The sequence below is a fragment of the Mesorhizobium sp. M9A.F.Ca.ET.002.03.1.2 genome, assembly GCF_003952365.1.
GTDB lineage: Bacteria > Pseudomonadota > Alphaproteobacteria > Rhizobiales > Rhizobiaceae > Mesorhizobium.
The window spans coordinates 3,768,030-3,787,134 of sequence record NZ_CP034443.1 but is presented as its reverse complement, the minus strand read 5'-3'; the positions used below and the strand labels follow the sequence as shown (position 1 = coordinate 3,787,134).

At 62.4% G+C, this 19,105-nt stretch carries 20 protein-coding genes and 2 pseudogenes; 15 read left to right on the top strand and 7 right to left on the bottom strand.

Annotated elements, in window-relative coordinates:
* Positions 1–23: 23 nt before the first annotated feature.
* Positions 24–335 (top strand): lipoyl domain-containing protein, encoded by a 312-nt coding sequence (locus tag EJ066_RS18120; RefSeq protein WP_245455218.1) that lies wholly within the window; start codon positions 24–26, stop codon positions 333–335.
* A 66-nt stretch (positions 336–401) separates the two neighbouring features.
* Positions 402–788: a translational machinery protein gene (locus tag EJ066_RS18115; RefSeq protein WP_126040259.1), complete on the top strand. Its 387-nt coding sequence runs from the start codon at positions 402–404 to the stop codon at positions 786–788.
* A 131-nt stretch (positions 789–919) separates the two neighbouring features.
* Here EJ066_RS18115 and EJ066_RS18110 read toward each other — a convergent pair whose 3' ends face one another.
* Together EJ066_RS18110 and EJ066_RS18105 are read right to left on the bottom strand one after the other, a co-directional pair.
* Complete coding sequence (locus EJ066_RS18110) at positions 920–1,270, bottom strand: cytochrome c (RefSeq protein WP_126040257.1); 351 nt, start codon at positions 1,268–1,270, stop codon at positions 920–922.
* Between the two features lie 46 nt (positions 1,271–1,316).
* On the bottom strand, positions 1,317–1,751 hold the full coding sequence (locus tag EJ066_RS18105; RefSeq protein WP_245454936.1) for a phasin family protein: 435 nt from the start codon (positions 1,749–1,751) through the stop codon (positions 1,317–1,319).
* A gap of 170 nt (positions 1,752–1,921) precedes the next feature.
* Here EJ066_RS18105 and EJ066_RS18100 point away from each other — a divergent pair, with 170 nt between their 5' ends.
* From EJ066_RS18100 to EJ066_RS18090, 3 genes are read left to right on the top strand one after another with little or no spacing between them, the layout of a single operon-like run.
* Positions 1,922–2,107, top strand: coding sequence for a hypothetical protein (locus EJ066_RS18100; RefSeq protein WP_126040255.1), 186 nt, complete (start codon positions 1,922–1,924; stop codon positions 2,105–2,107).
* 54 nt (positions 2,108–2,161) lie between these two features.
* Entirely contained in the window at positions 2,162–2,902 is a 741-nt protein-coding gene (locus EJ066_RS18095; RefSeq protein ID WP_126040253.1) for a phosphoribosyltransferase, read from the top strand.
* On the top strand, positions 2,896–3,342 hold the full coding sequence (locus EJ066_RS18090) for a pyridoxamine 5'-phosphate oxidase family protein (RefSeq protein WP_126040251.1): 447 nt from the start codon (positions 2,896–2,898) through the stop codon (positions 3,340–3,342). Before EJ066_RS18095 ends, EJ066_RS18090 begins: the two co-directional genes overlap by 7 nt.
* A 102-nt stretch (positions 3,343–3,444) precedes the next feature.
* Here the strand turns inward: EJ066_RS18090 and EJ066_RS18085 are convergent, their stop codons facing one another.
* Entirely contained in the window at positions 3,445–4,284 is an 840-nt protein-coding gene (locus EJ066_RS18085) for a universal stress protein (protein WP_126040249.1), read from the bottom strand.
* 174 nt (positions 4,285–4,458) lie between these two features.
* On the opposite strand from EJ066_RS18085, the gene EJ066_RS18080 reads away from it, so the two are divergent.
* Positions 4,459–4,857, top strand: a complete 399-nt coding sequence (locus EJ066_RS18080) for a cytochrome c (RefSeq protein ID WP_126040247.1) — start codon at positions 4,459–4,461, stop codon at positions 4,855–4,857.
* Between the two features lie 65 nt (positions 4,858–4,922).
* The gene (locus tag EJ066_RS18075; RefSeq protein WP_126040245.1) at positions 4,923–6,491 is read left to right on the top strand and encodes a bifunctional aminoglycoside phosphotransferase/ATP-binding protein; all 1,569 of its coding nucleotides are present in this window, start codon (positions 4,923–4,925) and stop codon (positions 6,489–6,491) included.
* Positions 6,492–6,573: 82 nt separating this feature from the next.
* Here EJ066_RS18075 and EJ066_RS18070 read toward each other — a convergent pair whose 3' ends face one another.
* Positions 6,574–9,255 carry a bifunctional acetate--CoA ligase family protein/GNAT family N-acetyltransferase gene (locus EJ066_RS18070; protein ID WP_126040244.1) on the bottom strand — a complete coding sequence of 894 codons (2,682 nt, stop codon included), beginning with the start codon at positions 9,253–9,255 and terminating at the stop codon, positions 6,574–6,576.
* Positions 9,256–9,424: 169 nt separating this feature from the next.
* On the opposite strand from EJ066_RS18070, the gene EJ066_RS18065 reads away from it, so the two are divergent.
* The 5 genes and pseudogenes from EJ066_RS18065 to EJ066_RS18045 all read left to right on the top strand — a co-directional run bounded on the left by EJ066_RS18065 (position 9,425) and on the right by EJ066_RS18045 (position 14,109).
* The gene (locus EJ066_RS18065; RefSeq protein WP_126043945.1) at positions 9,425–11,278 is read left to right on the top strand and encodes a heavy metal translocating P-type ATPase; all 1,854 of its coding nucleotides are present in this window, start codon (positions 9,425–9,427) and stop codon (positions 11,276–11,278) included.
* Between the two features lie 26 nt (positions 11,279–11,304).
* Entirely contained in the window at positions 11,305–11,754 is a 450-nt protein-coding gene (trxC, locus tag EJ066_RS18060) for a thioredoxin TrxC (RefSeq protein ID WP_189644538.1), read from the top strand.
* Between the two features lie 12 nt (positions 11,755–11,766).
* Positions 11,767–13,019 (top strand): annotated as a pseudogene (locus EJ066_RS18055) (MgtC/SapB family protein).
* Between the two features lie 82 nt (positions 13,020–13,101).
* Entirely contained in the window at positions 13,102–13,488 is a 387-nt protein-coding gene (locus EJ066_RS18050) for a hypothetical protein (RefSeq protein WP_126040242.1), read from the top strand.
* 30 nt (positions 13,489–13,518) lie between these two features.
* Positions 13,519–14,109: an NAD(P)H-dependent oxidoreductase gene (locus tag EJ066_RS18045; protein WP_126040240.1), complete on the top strand. Its 591-nt coding sequence runs from the start codon at positions 13,519–13,521 to the stop codon at positions 14,107–14,109.
* A gap of 25 nt (positions 14,110–14,134) precedes the next feature.
* On the opposite strand, the pseudogene EJ066_RS32130 reads toward EJ066_RS18045, so the two are convergent.
* From EJ066_RS32130 to EJ066_RS18030, 3 genes and pseudogenes are all read right to left on the bottom strand, one after another.
* Positions 14,135–14,239: pseudogene (locus EJ066_RS32130) on the bottom strand (alcohol dehydrogenase); the annotation flags it as partial.
* Positions 14,240–14,282: 43 nt separating this feature from the next.
* Positions 14,283–14,639, bottom strand: coding sequence for a hypothetical protein (locus EJ066_RS18035; protein WP_126040238.1), 357 nt, complete (start codon positions 14,637–14,639; stop codon positions 14,283–14,285).
* Positions 14,636–15,205, bottom strand: coding sequence for a hypothetical protein (locus tag EJ066_RS18030; protein ID WP_126040236.1), 570 nt, complete (start codon positions 15,203–15,205; stop codon positions 14,636–14,638). Before EJ066_RS18030 ends, EJ066_RS18035 begins: the two co-directional genes overlap by 4 nt.
* A 185-nt stretch (positions 15,206–15,390) precedes the next feature.
* Between EJ066_RS18030 and arcD the strand changes: the two genes are divergently transcribed.
* The 3 genes from arcD to argF are packed head-to-tail and all read left to right on the top strand — an operon-like array spanning position 15,391 to position 19,105.
* The gene (gene arcD, locus EJ066_RS18025; protein WP_126040234.1) at positions 15,391–16,857 is read left to right on the top strand and encodes an arginine-ornithine antiporter; all 1,467 of its coding nucleotides are present in this window, start codon (positions 15,391–15,393) and stop codon (positions 16,855–16,857) included.
* On the top strand, positions 16,854–18,086 hold the full coding sequence (locus tag EJ066_RS18020) for an arginine deiminase (RefSeq protein ID WP_126040232.1): 1,233 nt from the start codon (positions 16,854–16,856) through the stop codon (positions 18,084–18,086). Before arcD ends, EJ066_RS18020 begins: the two co-directional genes overlap by 4 nt.
* Positions 18,087–18,103: 17 nt before the next feature.
* Positions 18,104–19,105 (top strand): ornithine carbamoyltransferase, encoded by a 1,002-nt coding sequence (argF, locus tag EJ066_RS18015; protein ID WP_126040230.1) that lies wholly within the window; start codon positions 18,104–18,106, stop codon positions 19,103–19,105.

The following is a 19,105-nucleotide window of genomic DNA, read 5'->3' as shown; positions in this document are numbered from 1 at the left end:
AATGCCGAACCGATACCTTGATCGTGATCAATGACCGCCTCGGCGGGTGGGATATGGTCCCGGTTCAAAGGAGAACCGCTATGCAGGATATCAAGATCGATGAAGCACTATGGGCATCAAGCATGCTGCCGGAGGGCATCGTGGAGCGGTGGTTCATCGCCAGCGGTGCTGCGATCAAGGCTGGCGAGCGCATAGCGGAAGTTCGAATTGAGGATGCGCTGCACGAGATCGTCGCGCCGGCAACCGGACGCGCGACGATCGTCGCCACCGTGAATGCCATTATCGAGCCTGGCTCGGTTCTGGCAACATTGGACGACAGGCCGCGGCCGGGCTGAGGGCGCTCGACGTCTGACAGCTCAGGACCATGCCTTATCTCAACAGCAATCCAAGGACGTATCAACATGCAGACTCGACATGCCGTCGCGTGGCTGGACCATCGCGAAGCCAAGGTATTCTTCTTCGATCGCGAGACCGCCGAAAGCCTGAGGCTTGCAACCACGCTGACGCATCACCAAACCCACAACAAGGCGGGAACCATCGATGGAAAGCGCGCGCCGGAAAACCAGTCTTTTTACCATGATATCGTCAGCGCCCTGCAACCGGCAAAGGAGTGGCTGATCGTAGGACCGGGATCGGCAAAGGACGAACTGGTCAAACATGTTCGCAGCCATCATCCACATATGAAGGGTCGCATTGTCGGCGTCGAAACGGCGGACCATCCCACGGAAGCGCAGATCGTGGCGCACGCACGGACATTCTTCCGGGCCGCCGACCGTATGTTGCCATAGCCCAACGCTTGCGGCTGTGCTGTTGGCGCCGCAAACAGCCGCAGGTCGATCACGCATCCCGGGGCGGGTGTTTCTGCAAAGTATCGACCAGAACGGCCCCGCCCTATCCGCTTGCTCTGCCTAGGCAGCGGTCACGGTTGCTGCAGGCTCCCGATATAGGCGACGATTGCCTCAATCTGATCGGGGCTAGCAACCCATTCGGGCATGTCGGGATGGCCGGTCGAAATGCCTTCGGCGAATGCCTCCTCCAGATCGGTGAGCGGATAGCGCTGCGAGAGCGTACGAAATGCCGGTGCGTCGGGATGGCTGCTCTTGTCTGTTTTTCCAATCGCATGGCATCGAGCGCAATTGACTTCAAGCAACGCTTTTCCGCGCGATATAGGATCGGCGTTCGCCCACGCGGTAAGCAGCCCAAACGCTGCAGTAAGGATTGCCGAACGCGCAGCGTACGCCGGAACAGAGGTCGGGAATCTAAGCTTCATCGAGAACGCCTGCCCGGCTGGCTATCGACGGCTTGATCTCCATCGGTCAGCCCACCGTGCTTGCGGCCAAATCCTCAATCGTGGTCTCTGCTCCCCTACGAACGTGCCTGGCTGTTTCCGAGGCAAGTTTGGAGCCGATTGAGGCGACCTTGCCGGCCTCGATCACATAGTCCGAGGTGGCGTTCTGAAAGAAGGCGCTGAGCACATCAAAGGCGTCGTTGAATTCGTTGCCAGCGACGAGATCGTCCGCCAGTTTGACGTTCTGCTCGCAGCGATGTTTCAAGAAGGAATGCGTCTCGATCTGGTAGCGCATCACTGCCTTGAAAGCCTGAGCCTGAAGATCCACTGCGGCAAGAAGGAACCGGTGGCCATTGCTCGTCGGCGAGGGCTGCAGGGCGAATTGCGACCGCTCGGGTTGAGTCTGCATGATTGTCGCTCCGTTGTGGTCCGTGGCTACGGGACGTGGCTGTTTGCCCGACAACACTAACGCCAGCCCGCGACGCGTCGTTGATCAAGGTCAACATGCACCGACCTTTGCCAAAGGCACTGAACAATCAGCACCACCCTGATCTCTTGCCCTTTTGACACGCATCAAGGCCGTTGATCCTTTTTCGTGGCGTTCTCGTGCCAGATGCAGAAGGGGCCAGGGCGATGTCTTTCAAGACGATTATGGTTCAGCTGGATGTGGACGCCATCGCCGCACCGTGTATCTCGTTCGCTTGGGATCTGGCCCAAAGGCATGAGGCCGACGAAGTCGATTTCAACGTCGCGAGCAACGACGCGGTGTTCAAGCGCCTGGGCCGCCATATATCTGTATCCCGTGGCGAGATCGTGTAGGTAAAACACGCTATGAAGACGTCGTTTCGTCAACTCTGGCCGGCGGACTGATCGATGTTCCGCGACAGGCAGGAAGCCGGGGATAAGCTCGGCACCGAACTGGGCAAGCTTCAACTGCGCCAGCCCGTGGTGCTGGCGCTGCCGCGAGGCGGCGTTCCTGTCGCCGTGGAAGTGGCCAAAGCCCTGGGGGCGCCTCTCGACCTGCTCATCGTCCGCAAGGTTGGCGCACCGGGCAATCCGGAACTGGCTGTCGCAGCGATCGTGGACGGCGATCCACCCGACATAGTGCTCAACCGGGAGATTGTTGAGGCCTACTCGCTGGACAATGCCGATCTTGATGCACTGATCGCCGTTGAACGCCCTGAACTCGAACGCCGTCGCACTGCATATCGGGGCAAATGCAGACGCTTGTCGGTCGCCGGAAAGACCGCGATCATCGTGGATGACGGGGCCGCGACCGGCACGACGATGAAGGTCGCGATCCGCGCGCTCAAGCGCCGGTCACCTCGGGAAATCATCGTAGCGGTTCCTGTTTCGCCGCGGGACACGGTGGCTGAGCTCGCTCGGGAGGCCGACCGTGTTGTTTGCCTCAGTCAGCCTGGGCAGTTCCGCGCGCTTGGCTACCATTATCTGTATTTCCCTCAGCTTTCCGACGACGAGGTCATCGCCGCGGTGGACGAGGCCGTCCAGTCGCGAAAAGCCGGCCAGCACCGAAATCAGAAGCGCGCCTCAGGCACGGTCAGAGAAACAACGACACGGATAGCCGAGAAAAATAGGAGATCGCAACGATGCTGATCCGCACACTTTCTGCCTTGGAATGCACGAAATTGCTGGCGGCCAATCGTGTCGGCCACTTGGCATGCGCGAAGGACGGGCAACCCTACGTCGTGTGCGTCAACTACGCCCACGCGGACAATCATCTCTATGCGTTTTCCATGCCGGGCAAGAAGGTCGACTGGATGCGGGCCAATCCGTTGGTATGCGTCCAGGTCGAGGAGCACGGCCAAGGGCGCGGCTGGAGAAGCGTGGTTGTCGATGGCCGGTACGAAGAGCTGCCGGATCGGATCGGCCATAAGGTTCAGTGCGATCATGCATGGTCGGTGTTGAGCAAGCACGCGGACTGGTGGGAGCCTGGCGCCCTCAAGCCGGTTACACCCCCGGTTTCGGACAGCATGCCGCCCGTTTTCTACCGGATCCACATCGAGCAGGTGTCGGGCCGGGAAGCAATCGAGTAGCTGTTTTCCAGTTCGAGGCCGCAGAACAGCACGTGACGAATCCTCCAAAAACAAGGGCCGGCAGCAGATCGCGCCAGCCCAGCCGTTTTCAGTCCTCGATCGTCACCGCGCCATAAGGATCGGCATCGACGGATCTTCAAGCATCGAGTTGGTGACGCCGCCGAAGATGCGCTGGCGCAACCGGGAATGACCATAGGCGCCCATGACCATCAGGTCGGCGGCGATGTCGACGGCGTGCCGACGAAGCACGTCGGCTACTGAATGATTCAAGCTCGGCAGCCGGTCGACAATGACTTTCACGCCATGCCGCGCGAGATAGGCAGCGGCATCGGCTCCGGGTTCCGCCCCATGGTGGTATTGGTCCTCCACCGGATCGACCATGACCAGGTGCACCTCATCGGCGCCTATCAGCACGTCGAGAGATTCGCGGACGGCACGCGATGACTCCAGACGGGCGTCCCAGGCGATCAGCACGCGTTTCGGCTTCAGCGTCGGGCGCGCGCCCTGCGGGATGAGCAGCAAAGGCTTTCCCGAAGAAAACAATGCGCCTTCGATCGTTTTGCTTTTCAGCGTTTCGCCGGCAAGCAACTCCGGCCCAACCACCGTAACGTCGGCGTAGCGAGCACGGCGGCCGATTGTTTCGTCGGCCCAGCCGGCTTCCGGATATTCGCTGGAGACATCGGCCGAAAGCCCCCGGCCGGCGAGAAGAGCCGACACGGCAGCGGCTCGCTTCTTCAACAGATCCTCGTCGGCCTGACGCTCCTCGAGCCAAGCTTGCGAAACGACCGCGGCATACTCTCCGACTGGTGGCGGCGCAGCAATGGCAACGACGAGAACAGCAAGATGGGCGCCGATTTCGTTGCACAGATCGGCGGCGAGTTTGAGATCACCGTCACCCTGGCTCGGTCCCGTAACCGCAAGTATCGTTTTTTTGAAAGCCATGGTGGCTGCTCCCGTTTTCGCATCAAGATCCAATCGCAATTGCAACAGTAACGAGACGGCTCGGTGGGGTCATTGCGCTGAGTCAAAGAACGTCGCAGCGCATCATTTGATCCGTATCAACGTGACCAGGTGCCGACACTATAGGCTTCAGCCCATCAACCGGTGGACACGCAGATGAAACTCCTGATCGCGGCAGCTCTCGCAACCTTGGCTTGCCAGGCGTCCACGGCACAGGAAATGAGCTATGGCGAGGCGGAGTATCTGAACTCCTGCGCGGTCTGCCACGGTCCCGAGGGCAAAGGCGACGGCCCCTTGGGCGATGAGTTGCTGAAGCGTCCAGCCGACCTGACACAGCTCTCCAAACAAAATCGCGGCGAATTCCCCTATTGGCGCGTTTTTGCGGTGATCGATGGCCGTTACGTCCTACCTGAGCATGGCCAGCGCGACATGCCGGTTTGGGGCCGCCAATTTCTCCCCGGGGACGCCAAGAAATATGGGCCAAACGCCGGAGAAATCGTCACCACGGAACGGATCCACGAACTGGCCGGTTATGTCCAGAGACTGCAGCGATAGGCACAGGCGGAGCTTCTTCCGATATCGCCTTTGGCCGGCGGCCGCACGCCAACAGGAGACAGACAATGATCGTTGACGACCAAAAGGCCACGATCGCGTTTCTGCTCGATCCCGCCGCATATGGCGAGACCGGGCCTGTCGAGACGATCGAAACCCATATTTCGCGTATCTTCCTGATTGGCCGGCGCGCCTACAAGATCAAGCGAGCCGTCGAGCTTCCCTATGTCGACTTCTCGACCCCGGCCCTGCGGCTCGCCGCTTGCGAGAAGGAGGTGGAGCTCAACGCCAAGACCGCGCCCGGCCTCTATCTGGGTGTGCGGCGCGTCACGCGAGAGGCCGGCGGCAAGCTCGCCTTCGACGGAAGCGGCGAAGTGGTCGATGCGGCGATCGAAATGGTTCGCTTCGATCAGTCGAAGCTCCTCGACCGAATGGCAGCCGGCGGCGAACTGACGCCTGCGCTGATGACGGCGGTCGCGCGCATGATCGTGCGCTATCATCGCGGTGCGCCGGTGATCCACAGCGGCAGCGGATCCTCGAACCTGGCAGGCGTGCTCGACATCAACGAAGCTGGCTTTGCCACCAGCCATGTTTTCGATAGAGCCGAAATCAAGGCTTTCACAGGGGCCTTCCGTACTGCCCTCGCCCGTCATTCCGAGCTGCTCGACCGGCGGGAGGCAGCAGGCAAGATCCGGCGATGTCACGGCGATCTGCATCTGCGCAACATCTGCCTCTTCGATGGAGAACCCCGCCTCTTCGATTGCATCGAATTCAATGACCAGATCGCCAGCATCGACATGCTTTACGATCTGGCCTTCCTGCTGATGGACCTTTGGCATCGCGGCTTTCCGGAACTCGCCAACCTGGTGATGAACCGCTACCTCGACGAAGCAGACGACGAGGACGGCTTCATCCTGCTGCCCTTTTTCATGGCAGTGCGGGCCGCGGTGCGCGCGCACGTCATCGCAACCCAGATAGAGGAAGGCAGTGCTGTTTCCGGCGGGCTGACTGCCGAGGCCAGATCCTATTTCGAGCTCGCCCGAACGCTTCTCCAGGCAAAGTCACCCCGGGTGATCGCCATCGGAGGCTTGAGCGGCTCCGGCAAGACGAGCGTCGCCGAGGCACTCGCCGCACATATCGGCTCGCCGCCCGGTGCGCGCATTGTCGAGAGCGACCGCATCCGCAAAGCCATGCATGGGGTCCCTGCAGAAACGAAACTGCCGGACAGGGCTTACCGACCGGAGGTGTCCGATCGCGTCTACGGCGAAATGGCATGGCGCGCCGGCCTGATCCTTTCCGAGGGTGGTTCGGTGGTCGCCGACGCCGTATTCGACAGGCCGGCAGATCGTAACCGAATCGAGAAGGCGGCCAGCGACAGGGCCGTCGCTTTCGCCGGATTCTGGCTGGAGGCCGATCCGCTCGTTCTTTGGCGACGGGTCAGCGAGCGCAGTGGCGGTCCTTCCGACGCAACCGTCGATATCCTGTCGCGGCAATTGCAACGAAATGCGGCCCCATCCGCCTGGCGCAAGGTCGACGCCGATCGAAAACTCGCCGACATCGCGGCGGAGTTGGCGGACTTTTCGGACGCGGCCGCTTCTGCTTCCGCACGGGGCGATCCAATCAAGACAGCATCCTGACGGCGATAATGCGTGCCGCCCAAAAGCCTGCCCTCGGGCCTGACCCCGAGGGTGCGCAACGGTCCGCTATGCACTTCAGGCTTCAACCGATGTCCAGCGTCGCCAGCGACAGGCCTGACTGGCTGGCATGATGCGCGATCGAAAACCCGAATTCGCGGCACATGGCCAGCATCCTGATGTTTTCGCTGAGCACCATGCCTTCGATCCGACCGATCCCGTCCGCCTTTGCATAATCGACGATCTGGCTGAGCAACTCCCAGCCAAGACCATGGCCTTGCAGGTCCGTGCGCACGAGCAGGGCGTATTCGGCGACGGTGCGGTCCGGATTGCAGGAGAGGCGACTGACACCCGCCAGCGCGCCGCTGCTCGCTTCCAGCGCGACGAACGCCATGTCGCGATCATAGTCGAGTTGGGTGAGCCGTTTCAGCATCTGGTCCGAAAAATTCTTGCGCGGCGACAGGAAACGCAGGCGCAGATCGTTCGGCGATATGCTGGCGAGGAATTGCGGATAGAGCGCAATATCGGCCGGCTTGATCGGCCGGATGTAATAGTGGCCACCGTCCGCCGAAAACGCCCTTTCCCAACCTGACGGGTAGGGCCTGATCGCGAGCGCGGGGTTAGGCCCCTGCTCCTCCACGCGCTCCGGCTCGATCTCGATGCGGGCATCGAGCGCGATGACGCCGTCGGCGTCGGCCAGCAATGGATTGATGTCCAACGAGACGACGCACGGAAAGTCGACAATCATCTGCGACACCCCATTGAGCGCCGTGACGATTGCCCCACGATCCGCCGGCTTGCGATCGCGGAACCCGGCAAGCAAGCGGCCGATCCGCGTCTGCTCGATCAAGTCGCCCGCAAGCACATCGTCGAGTGGCGGCAACGCCATCGTCGTATCGTCCATCACCTCGACCGCGACGCCGCCTGCACCGAACAGGATGGCCGGACCGAAGATCGGATCGTGACTCACGCCCAGGATGAGCTCCTGCGCCTGTTTTCGCGCGATCATGGGTTGGACGGCATAGCCTTCGATAGTGGCTTGCGGAGCTTGCTTGCGCACGCGCGCCTCGATCGATCGGGCGGCCTCGCCGACTGCGGCGGCGGTCGCGAGGTTGAGCACCACGCCGCCGATGTCGGACTTGTGCGAGATCGCCTTCGACAGCAGCTTGACGACGACCTGATCCGACTCCTTCAAAAGCCGGCCTGCAGCCTTTTCCGCTTCGTCAGCGGTTTTGACGACAACGGTCTCGGGAACCGGAATGCCATAGGCGGAGATCACCGCCTTGGCTTCGGGCTCGGTCAGCATTCGTCGGCCCTCCGTGGCAACCTGCCTGAATATGGCAAGCACGGCTTTACGATCGCTGATCGTGTCCTCGCTGCGGCTCGACGGCGTGCGCATCAGCGACCGCTGGGCCCGCGACCAATCGCTCAGGTAGGAGATCGCGGTTGACGCGTCGGCAGGCGTCTCGAAACTGGCCACGCCGGCATCCTGCAGGATTCGTCGTCCGTCGCGTGCCGTGCTTTCCCCAAGCCAGCAGGTCATGACCGGTTTCCCGCCGATTTTGCCCTCCCCGGTGAGTTCGGCGACCGCCCTCGCCGCGGCCAGCGGTGAGCCGAGCCCCGTTGGGCAGTTCATCACGAGAACGACGTCGGTTCCCGGATCGGCCGCGACGGCTTCAACCGCGGCCTTGTAGCGCTCGGGCGGGGCATCGCCAATGATGTCAGCCGGATTGGCATGCGACCAGGTCGGCGGCAGCACGGCGTCCAGACATGCCATCGTTCCCGGTGAAAACGCGGCCAGTTCGCCCTTGCAGTCGATGAGCCGATCGACGGCGAGCACGCCGGCACCGCCGCCATTGGTCACAATGCCGACGCGGGCTCGTTCGAGCGGAGCAAAACGGGCGGTCGTTTCAGCGGCATCGAACAACTCGGCCAGTCCCTTGACGCGCAAGATGCCGGCGCGCTGCAGTGCTGCCTCGATGACCCGGTCGGCGCCCGACAGCGCGCCTGTGTGGGTCGCCGCGGCTTTCGCGGACTGCTCGTGCCGGCCCGACTTGATCGCGATGACCGGCTTGATGCGCGCCGCCGCCCGTGCCGCTGACATAAATTTGCGCGGATTGGTTATGGTTTCGAGATACATTACGATGGCCCGCGTCCGCGCATCACCCGCCAGCATGTCGAGGCAGTCTCCCACATCGACATCGGCCATGTCGCCCAGCGAGACGATCTGGGAGAAGCCGACATTGTTGTCCGCCGCCCAATCGATCAGCGATGTGGCGATGGCGCCGGATTGCGACAGCAGCGCGATGTTGCCGGGCCTGGCTGCCATGTGCGCGAACCCGGCGTTGAGCTTTACAGGCGGGATCATCAGTCCGAGCGTATTGGGACCGATGACGCGCAAAAGAGTGGGCTTGGCAGCGTCGAGCATCGCCTGGCGCAATCCGTTCTCGCGCGTCAGGCCGGCGGTGATGACGACCGCCGCCCGTGTGCCCTTTTCACCGAGTTCGCGCACGATGCCGGGAACCGTCTCCGGCGGCGTCACGATGACGCCGAGGTCGGGAATTCCTGGCAGGTCGGCGGCCGTCGCGTAGCAGGGCCGACCAGCCACTTGCGAGTATTTCGGATTGACCGGCCAGATCTCGCCTTCGAAGCCGCCATTGACGATGTTGTCGAAAACGACACGGCCAACGGAACCGTCACGCACGGACGCGCCAAAGACGGCAACCGACTTCGGGCCGACCGCATATTCGAGATTTCGGATGGTCACCCTCTGGTCTCCCGTTCATGGTAATAATCGCCAAACGATCTTGCCCGTTCATTGCGTTGGATCAAAGCCTCTTCCGGCGATCTCGACTAGCGGTTGCGCAAGCTCGAGGCCACGTGCGCTCGCAAATTCGGATCTCAGGCAGGCACCGATCAGAATCGAAAGGTATCGTATGAACGAGTCGGCCCTGCGGCGCGCGTTGCTGGCCATCGCCTTGCTGGGCCTGGCCATTGGAATCGGCGTCTGGCGAACCGGCTATGGCTCCATTCAGGCCAGCACTATCTGGACGACGGCTACCTTGCCCGTGGTGGTGGCGCTCGCCATTTCCATATTGCGCGACTTCTGGATCGGGCGCTTCGGCGTCGATGCGATTGCGCTGGTGTCGATGTCCGCGGCACTGCTGCTCGACCAGCCGCTGGCCGCGGTCGTGGTGGCGATCATGTATGCCGGCGGCACGGTGCTCGAGGATTTTGCCCGTGGCCGGGCGGAGCGGAATCTCAAGGCATTGACCGACCGGTCGCCGCGTGTCGCGCACCGCAAATCGACACAGGGAACAGACACGATTTCCGTGGACCAGGTTGCTGTCGGCGACGAACTTCTGGTGCGCGCCGGCGAACTGCTGCCTGTCGATGGGATCCTGCTCGATGCTTTGGCCTCTCTCGACGAGTCAGCGGTAACTGGCGAGCCGCTGACGGAACGGCGGCGCGCGGGCGATATGCTGCGCAGCGGCACCCTCAATGCCGGAGAATCCTTCAGCATGCGCGCTTCGGCCTTGGCCGAACAAAGCACCTATGCTGCGATCGTGCGCATGGTCGCTGCGGCGCAGACCGCGAAAGCACCGTTCATCCGCATGGCCGACCGCTTTGCCTTGTTCCTGCTGCCAGCCACTTTGTTGGTTGCCGGCACCGCCTGGTACGTCTCCGGCGATCCGATCCGAGCGCTGGCCGTGCTGGTGGTCGCGACACCCTGCCCGCTTATCCTCGCGGCTCCCGTTGCCTTCATCGGCGGGGTGTCGCGCGCCGCGCGGGCCGGCATCCTGATGAAAGGCAGCGCGGCTCTGGAGGCCCTCGCGCAAGTTCGGACCGCGATTTTCGACAAGACGGGCACCTTGACCGTTGGCGGCGCCGAGCTCATCGAAATCGATGCTGCACCGGGCGGTGACGCCAACACCCTATTGCAGCTTTTGGCATCGCTGGAACAGGCCTCGCACCATGTGCTCGCCGACTCGATCATTCGGGCGGCCCGTGGCCGAAATCTGGTGTTGTCGCATCCATGCAGTGTTCACGAGTATCGCGGTGCCGGCCTGAAAGGCCGGGTCGACAAGGTATCGATCGCGGTGGGATCGAGAGCACTCGTGCTGGCCGACAAACCGCTGCCTCGTTGGGCGGAAAGCGGTGAAAAGCGATACCGGGACGAGCCAGTGCTCAGGGTTTTTGTAGCGCTCGATGGGCAACTTGCCAGTATATTCACTTTCGGGGACGCTCTACGCGTGGATGCCCATGATGCACTCCGCAACCTGCGCTCGGCCGGCATCACACGTATGGTCATGCTTACAGGCGACGATAGCGTGGCGGCGAAGCGCGTTTCCGCCCTGCTCGCCCTCGATACCATCGTCGCAGATGCGATGCCTGCCGAGAAAGTGGCGGCGGTCGAGGCCGAGAAAGCGTTGGCACCAACGATGATGGTCGGCGACGGCATAAACGACGCCCCCGCGCTAGCGGCCGCAACGGTCGGTGTCGCCATGGGGGCGCGCGGTGCCAGCGCATCCTCGGAGGCCGCGGACGTCATCGTACTGACCGACAGGCTGCAGCCGGTCGCCGATGCGGTCCGGATTGCGCAGCGCACCCGTATGATCGCCCTGCAGAGCATCATAGCCGGGCTGGCACTCTCAGCCGCGGCCATGGCCGCGGCAGCCATGGGGCAGATCACGCCTGTGGCGGGAGCATTGCTTCAGGAGGGCATCGACATAGCGGTGATCCTCAACGCGTTGCGCGCTCTTGGCGATGGGCGTCCCGAACGCGCATAATTGATGATACGAATGGGTGAATGGCCATGGTGCAGGAAAATCTGGTGGTTTGCAGCAAATGCGGCGGGGTTAATCGCCTGCCGCCAGCGCGCAATGCCGGGGACGCGAAATGCGGAAAGTGCGGCGTCAAGCTGTTCTCGGGTCAGCCCGAAGACGTCGACGCACAGACCTTCGATCGCCAGGTCAAGCGAAGCAGCCTCCCCGTTGTCGTCGACGTCTGGGCACCGTGGTGCGGCCCTTGCAAGATGATGGCGCCGGCATATGAGGCGGCAGCAAACGAACTGGAGCCGCATGTCCGCCTGATCAAGCTCAATTCCGACAACGAGCAGGCTATAGCATCCAGGCTCGGCATTCGCGGCATCCCGACCATGATCCTCTTCCATGGCGGACGCGAGCTTGCGCGCACATCCGGCGCAATGACGGCGGGGCAGATCGTCAGGTGGATTCGCGATCACATGCCGACAGCCGCGACCTGAAGGCCCAATACCATGGATTCGCTTATCGCTCGGCTCGGACTGGCGCTGGCAATAGGCCTCCTCGTCGGGTTGGAGCGCGGCTGGCGCGAGCGGGACGAACCCGCTCACAGCCGGACGGCCGGAATTCGAACGTTCGGCATATCCGGCCTGCTCGGCGGCATCCTCGCAGCGCTGGCCGAGGCGCTTGACTCAGTTTCCGTGCTGGTCGGCGGCTTCATCGCCTTCGCGGCGATCTTTGCCTGGTACAAGGCGCGCGAGGCTGCTCATGACGAGGATTTCAGCGTTACGGCCGTGATAGCGGGCCTTGGCGTGTTCGCGCTCGGTGCGCTCTCCGTCGCCGGCGATTACCGAGCCGCGGCTGCCGGAGGGGCAGCACTCGCCGCAGTGCTTGCCAGTCGAGAGATCCTGCACGGCCTCTTGAAGCGACTGACCTGGATCGAACTTCGTTCGGCGCTGATCCTGGCAGTGATGACCGCGATCGTTTTGCCCTTGCTGCCAAACCGGACGATGGATCCGTGGGGCGGTTTCAATCCGCGGGAGGTCTGGTTCCTCACGGTGCTGATGGCGTCGATATCGTTCGCGGGCTACGTTGCGGTTCGCGTCCTGGGAACCACGCGCGGTCTGCTCGTCAGCTCGCTTGCAGGTGCCATTGTCTCGTCCACCGCCGTGACCATGGCGCTTGCCCGCAACGCCACCTCCGCGAGCAATCCACTGCCGCTTGCCGGCGCTGCTTCGCTGGCTGCCATGGTCTCGGTGCTGCGCGTTTGCGCTGTCGTGCTGATCGTCGAGCCAAGCGTGTTCGCTGGGGTCGGCATTCCAGCGATTGCTGCGTCGCTTGTCTTCGCAGCCTGCGGAGCATTCCTGTTGGCCCGCACCGGCGGGGATCCCAAAGGTGGCGCACTGCACGCAATCCGTTCGAATTGGGCCCGTTGCTGCTGTTTGCCCTGCTCTTTGCGATTGTCGCCACCGCGAGCGCTGCATTGGCAGTTCAGTTCGGCGGGCGAGGCCTGCTGGCGAGTTCGATGCTTGCAGGCACGTTCGATGTCGATGTCTCGGTGCTCAGCGCGTTGCGCCTGGTCAAGCAATCGATCCCGATCGAGACCGTCGGCCAGGCGGTGCTCGCGGCGCTGGCGGCAAACGCGATCGGCCGCCTGTCGCTGGCGGTATTTGTCGGCCCGGTCAGATTTTGGTTGCCGCTGGCCGGCGCAACCCTGATCGCCGCAGTGGCCGGCTACGGCGCGATGTTGCTGCCGTCGATCCTCTGACAACGCCATCGCAGCCTCCTTTGATGCGGATCAAGGCCAAGTCTGGTCGCCGCGCTAAGAAGCTCCGTAAAAGGAGTTCGCCATGACCAATCTGAACGATCTTACCCCGAAATTCCGGCATGTCCGGCTGCTGCTTGCCCGCGAGAAGGACCACCCGGGCGGGGATCGCGAAGAGGGCTATGACGTGCTCGCTCCGTTGAAGAGCGACGGACGGATCGATGCGGAAGAATGGAAATCGCACCGGGCTTCCTGCCGCGTTCGCCGTTTTCGCACTGGAGAAGAAGACCTGGTGGGCCGGCTGCGGCGCAAGCCCGGCGGACAGTGGTACTTCGACTATGCCGAAGGCGACCGCGACGACGAAATCGGTTTCCATTTCGGCGACGAACGCTTCGTGACCGGTGAATACGTCTCGATCGAACGCAACGGCGCCATGCACACCTATCAGGTGGCACGGGTCGAACGGCCTTAGCGCCTCGAGTCGAACGCCTCGGGAGCGCCCATGCCGCGACGCATCCTAATTGTGGTTGGGCATCCCGACCCTTCTGCGGACCGGCTCTGCCGCGGCCTTGCGAAGGCCTATGCCGAGGGCGCGGAACAGGCTGGGCATGCCGTCCACCAAATCGATCTGGCAGCGCTCGATTTTCCGATGCTGCGCACGATGCAGGAGTTCGAGCACGGCGCGATCCCCGACAGCTTGAAGGACGCCGCCGAAGCGATCGTTTGGGCGGAGCATATCGTCTTTGTCTTCCCGCTCTGGCAGGGAACCATGCCGGCCTTGCTCAAGGCTTTTCTGGAACAGGTCATGCGGCCGGGAACTGCCTTCGCCTATCCAGATAAGGGTGGCGGCTTCCCCAAGGCACTGCTTCGCGGCCGCTCCGCCCGTTTGGTGGTAACGATGGGCATGCCCTCCGTTTTTTACCGGCTTTGGTTCCTCAGCCACGGCATTGCTGGCATGCGGCGGAGCATTCTGCGCTTTGCCGGCATCAGTCCGGTGCGCGAGACCTTGTTCGGCATGGTCGCGGATGCCAGCAATGCGACGCGCGCGAAATGGCTAGGACAAATGCGTGGGCTGGGTGAACGAGCCCGATAGTCCGGTTGAGTCGATTACGGCACCACGCGGCACCGCCCAGCCTCCCGGCGCGCAGATCGTCCAACGCCTGGTTTGCCCGTTCCAGCTGATGGACCTTTGTACGCGTGCGAACCTGCGCCCTCATCGCAATGACGGGCAAGCTCAGTGATGGATTCGGCGCCAAACCTCTTGGCTTAGACGAAAAGGTACCAGAACGGCGGGAAGGTTAGTAGGAATCCTAGCCCGAGCAAGACGAGCGCTGCGATGTTGACGGCGCGCATATTCACCGTTTCGTTTCGCCAAATCCGTGACAGCCCGTACCAGGCAACCAGCCAAACGATGATCGTTACGGTCGTCTTACCGGAGAGCGGGCCGACAGGATTGTAGAAATTCAATAGACCCCGCAGTCCGGGGGACAGCTCGGACGCGAAGCCTAGAACGCCGATGGCAGCACAACCGACGCCCGCAGCCAAGATGGCCGCAGCTCCGGGGCCATTCGGGATCGTCTCAGACGTTTTTCCAATCTCGACCGTATTTCGCAACGTGTTCATGGCCCTTCCCCCTGCATCAGAATGATCACATCGCCACCCCGAATCGGAGCGTATTTGTTCAGGAATGCACCGAACGCTCCGGCGATTCCCGTGGCAACGAAGGCAGCCACGGCGAAGGCCAGTACGGAGATTCGCATATTCCGGTGTTGAATGATTGCTCGTCCGTATTTCATGGTGACGTAGGCCACCATGGTCATGGCGATCGGCGCCAGCCAGGCTGCATGCTCTTTCCATTCCATGCCGACATTATGCCACTCGGACGTCTTCCCGCTCGACAGCAGCAATCGCCGCGGATAGTCCGCGAGATCGGTCACGCCTTCTGCCGGGACGGCTCGATACCAAGGATAGATGACGTAGGTGCCAGAGAACACAGTAAGCCACGCAAGTATCACCATCACCACGAGGTAAAGACCAAGCAGTGTTTGGCCCGCGCTCGTCGCCGACGATGTCCCGGGCGCGGAAATTCGGTAAAGTTCGACCAGTGCGCCGGAGAACGCCAGCATGAATAGGGCTCCAAACCCCATTCCGTGCAGCACAGTCATGAAGTCGTGCGTTGTAATTTCCATAACACACCCCTTTCATGCCTAGCTAATTTAGTGATTATGCATGCAATGCCTTTGATCTATATCAAAATCTCCTACTTACGGGCGTTACAATCCGAGTGCGCAACTGTTTGACCCGCGTCAAAGTTGCCCGCCGCTTTTTCCTGTTCATTGCCTCCCATCGAGATCTTCAAACTCAGGAGAGCATCATGACGACGGCCGGGGTAAATATCCCTATCGGGAAAGTGACGACCGCAGCTGCGACGAAGCTTCGATTAGGTTCCCTCACGGCACTGGTGATCGGCTCGATGGTCGGCTCCGGCGTGTTCAGCCTGCCGCAGAATATGGCGGCCGGCGCCGGTCCCCTTGCCATCCTGATCGGCTGGGCCATCACCGCGGTCGGCATGCTGGCGCTCGTCTTCGTCTATCAGTCGCTTGCAACCCGCAAGCCCGAACTCGACGCGGGTCCCTACGCCTACGCCAAGGCCGGCTTCGGTCCCTTCATCGGCTTCAACAGCGCCTGGGGCTACTGGATCAGCGCATGGGTCGGCAACGTTTCCTACGCGGTGATCGTGTTCAGCGCCCTGTCCTATTTCTTCCCGGCCTTCGGCGACGGAAACACCTGGCAGGCCGTGCTCGATGCATCGATCCTGCTGTGGCTGATCCACGCCCTGATTCTCGCAGGCATCCGGCAGGCTGCGGTAGTGAACCTGATCGTCACCGTGGCAAAGATCGCTCCGATCGTCTTGTTCGTCGGGATCGTCGCAGTCGCTTTCAAGCTGGATGTCTGGTCCCTTGACTTCAACGGGCTTGGCAACGCCGATCTCGGCTCGATCACCGCACAGGTGAAGAGCACGATGATGGTGACCCTTTGGGTGTTTATCGGCATTGAGGGCGCCAGCGTATTCTCCGGCCGCGCCGAGCGCCGCAAGGACATCGCCATGGCGACTGTCCTAGGCTTCTTCACTTGCCTTGCGCTCTACGCTCTTGTCTCGCTGCTGTCGCTCGGCATCCTGAGCCAGCCTGAGCTCGCCGCGCTGAAGAACCCCTCCATGGCCGGCGTCCTGGAAGCGGTTGTCGGCCCCTGGGGCGCCATCCTCATCAACACCGCGCTTGTCGTGTCGGTGATCGGCGCCTTCCTGAGCTGGACGCTGCTTGCCGCGGAAATTCCGCATGTCGCCGCCAAGGACGGGACGATGCCGAAATTCTTCGGCCAAGAGAGCGAGCGCGGCGTGCCGTCGACCTCGCTGTTGATCACCAACCTGCTCGTCCAGGCGTTCCTGGTGATCACGCTCTTCGCGCAAAGCACCTACCAGGCGTTGTTCTACATCGCATCGGCGGCGATCCTGGTGCCTTACATCTTTTCCGGAGCCTATGCGGCCAAGCTCGCGCTGACCGGAGAGAGTTATAAGGGCGGCGAGCAGCGTACCGGTCCTCTTTTCGCCGGGCTGCTGGCGACGGTCTACGGACTGTGGCTGGTCTACGCGGCGGGGCCCGCCTACCTGTTCATGTGCGCGATCCTGTATGCGCCGGGCATCATCTTCTACGTCTGGGCACGTCGCGAAAACAACCAGCGCATCTTCCACCCTGCAGAAGCAGCGGTCGCCGCAGCACTTGTCGCCGCCGGTGTCGCCGCCGCCTATCTCATCTGGAACGGGAGCATCAGCCCGCTATGAACGCCCCTATCACCACGACCCGGCTCGGCACCTTTTCTGAAGTCGGCCGTCTGCGCGAGGTGCTGGTGCACCGCCCCGATCTCAGCCTGCAAAGGCTGACACCGGACAATTGCAAGGCGTTGCTGTTCGATGACGTGCTCTGGGTGAAGAAGGCACGTCAAGAGCATGACGTCTTCGTCGACGCACTGCGCGAACGCGGGGTGCTGGTGCATTCGTTCGGGGAACTTCTGGCCGAGACCATGGGTCTCACCAAGGCCCGCGACTGGCTTCTCGACCGCCGGATTCATTCCGGCGTCGTCGGGCTCGACATGGTCGACGAGATGCGGGGATCGCTCAACGAGATGTCCTCGCAGCAGCTGGCGGCCTATCTTATCGGCGGAATTGCTCGCGCGGAGCTGCCCTTCGAACCCCGGGGACTGACCGGAAGGACGCTTGCGCCTGAGGATTTCGTGCTTCCGCCGCTGCCGAACCAGCTTTTCACCCGCGACAGTTCCTGCTGGATCTACAGCTCGGTCTCGGTCAACGCCATGTACTGGCCAGCGAGGCGCCCGGAAGCGGCCAATGTCGAAGCCGTGTACCGTTTCCATCCCCGTTTTCGCGACAGCGGCGTCCCCTTCGTTTCGCCGGACCCGGGAACAGGCATCAGCCTGGAAGGCGGAGACGTCATGCCGATCGGCGGCGGGACGGTTCTTGTCGGCATGGGAGAACGCACCACGCCGCAAGCCGTGGGCGGCCTAGCCCGCAGCCTGTTCGCGGCCGGTGAGGCGACCCGCGTGATCGCGGCGCTGATGCCGCGGGACCGCAGTTTCATGCATCTCGACACCGTCTTCACCTTCTGCGACCGCGACCTGGTCACCCTATACCCGCCGGTGGTCGACCGCCTGCGGACCTTCTCGCTGCGGCCAGGTGATGGAGCGGCATCCGTCGAGATAACGGAGGAGACGGAGCCGTTTACGGCAGTGGTTGCCACAGCGCTCGGATTGAAATCGCTGCGGATCATCGCCACTGGCGGCGACCGTTACGAGGCGGAGCGCGAGCAATGGGATGACGGCAACAACGTCGTTGCGGTCGAGCCCGGCGTGGTCATCGGCTACGACCGCAATGTCTACACCAACACGCTTCTACGCCGTGCCGGTGTTGAAGTGATCACGGTCGAGGGCGCCGAACTCAGCCGCGGCCGCGGCGGCGGGCATTGCATGACCTGCCCGATTGCCCGCGACCCGATTTGACCTGAAAGGAAATCCCCATGTCGATCAATCTTCACGGCCGCTCCGTCCTGACCCTGGACGATCTCACGGCCAACGAAATCCGATTTCTTCTGAAGCTGGCCGCCGACCTCAAGGCCGCCAAGCTCGCCGGGCACGAGATACCGCGTCTCGCCCGGAAAAATATCGCGCTGATCTTCGAGAAGGATTCGACCCGCACACGGACAGGATTCGAGGTGGCGGCCTATGACCAAGGCGCCCATGTCACCTATTTCGGCCCCAGCGGCAGCCATATCGGCCACAAGGAATCCATGAAGGACACCGCCCGCGTGCTCGGCCGGATGTACGACGCGATCGAGTATCGCGGCTTTGCCCAGCATCAGGCCGAACTGCTTGCCGCGCATGCCGGCGTGCCCGTTTACAACGGTCTCACCGACGAGGCGCATCCGACGCAGATCCTCGCCGATTTCATGACCATGCGCGAGTATACGCACAAGCATCTTTCCGACATGACCGTCACCTTCGTCGGCGAGGGTCGCGACAATGTCGCGCTGTCGCTGGCGCTCGGGGCGGCCAAGGTCGGCATCGACATGCGCATCGCCTCACCCAAGGAACTTTGGCCGGATGAGGAGTTCTGTGCCCATATCAGGGAACTGGCGGAACACAGCGGCGGCCGCTTCAGGCTGGACGAAGACGTTAAGGGCTGCGTCCAGGACGCCGACTTCGTCTACACCGACGTCTGGATGTCGATGGGCGAGGATAAATCCGGCTGGGCCGAGCGCATTCGCCTGTTGACGCCCTACCGGGTCACCAGCGAAGTGATGGCTGCCGCCGGCAACCCTCACGTCAAGTTCATGCATTGCCTGCCGGCGTTCCACGATACCGATACAGAGGTCGGCGCCTTCGTCGCGCGGGAATACGGCATCGACTGCATGGAGGTCACCGACGAGGTATTCGAATCGGATGCCTCGATCGTCTTCGACCAGGCCGAAAACCGCATGCATACGATCAAGGCCCTGCTCGTCGCCACGATCGGCAACTGA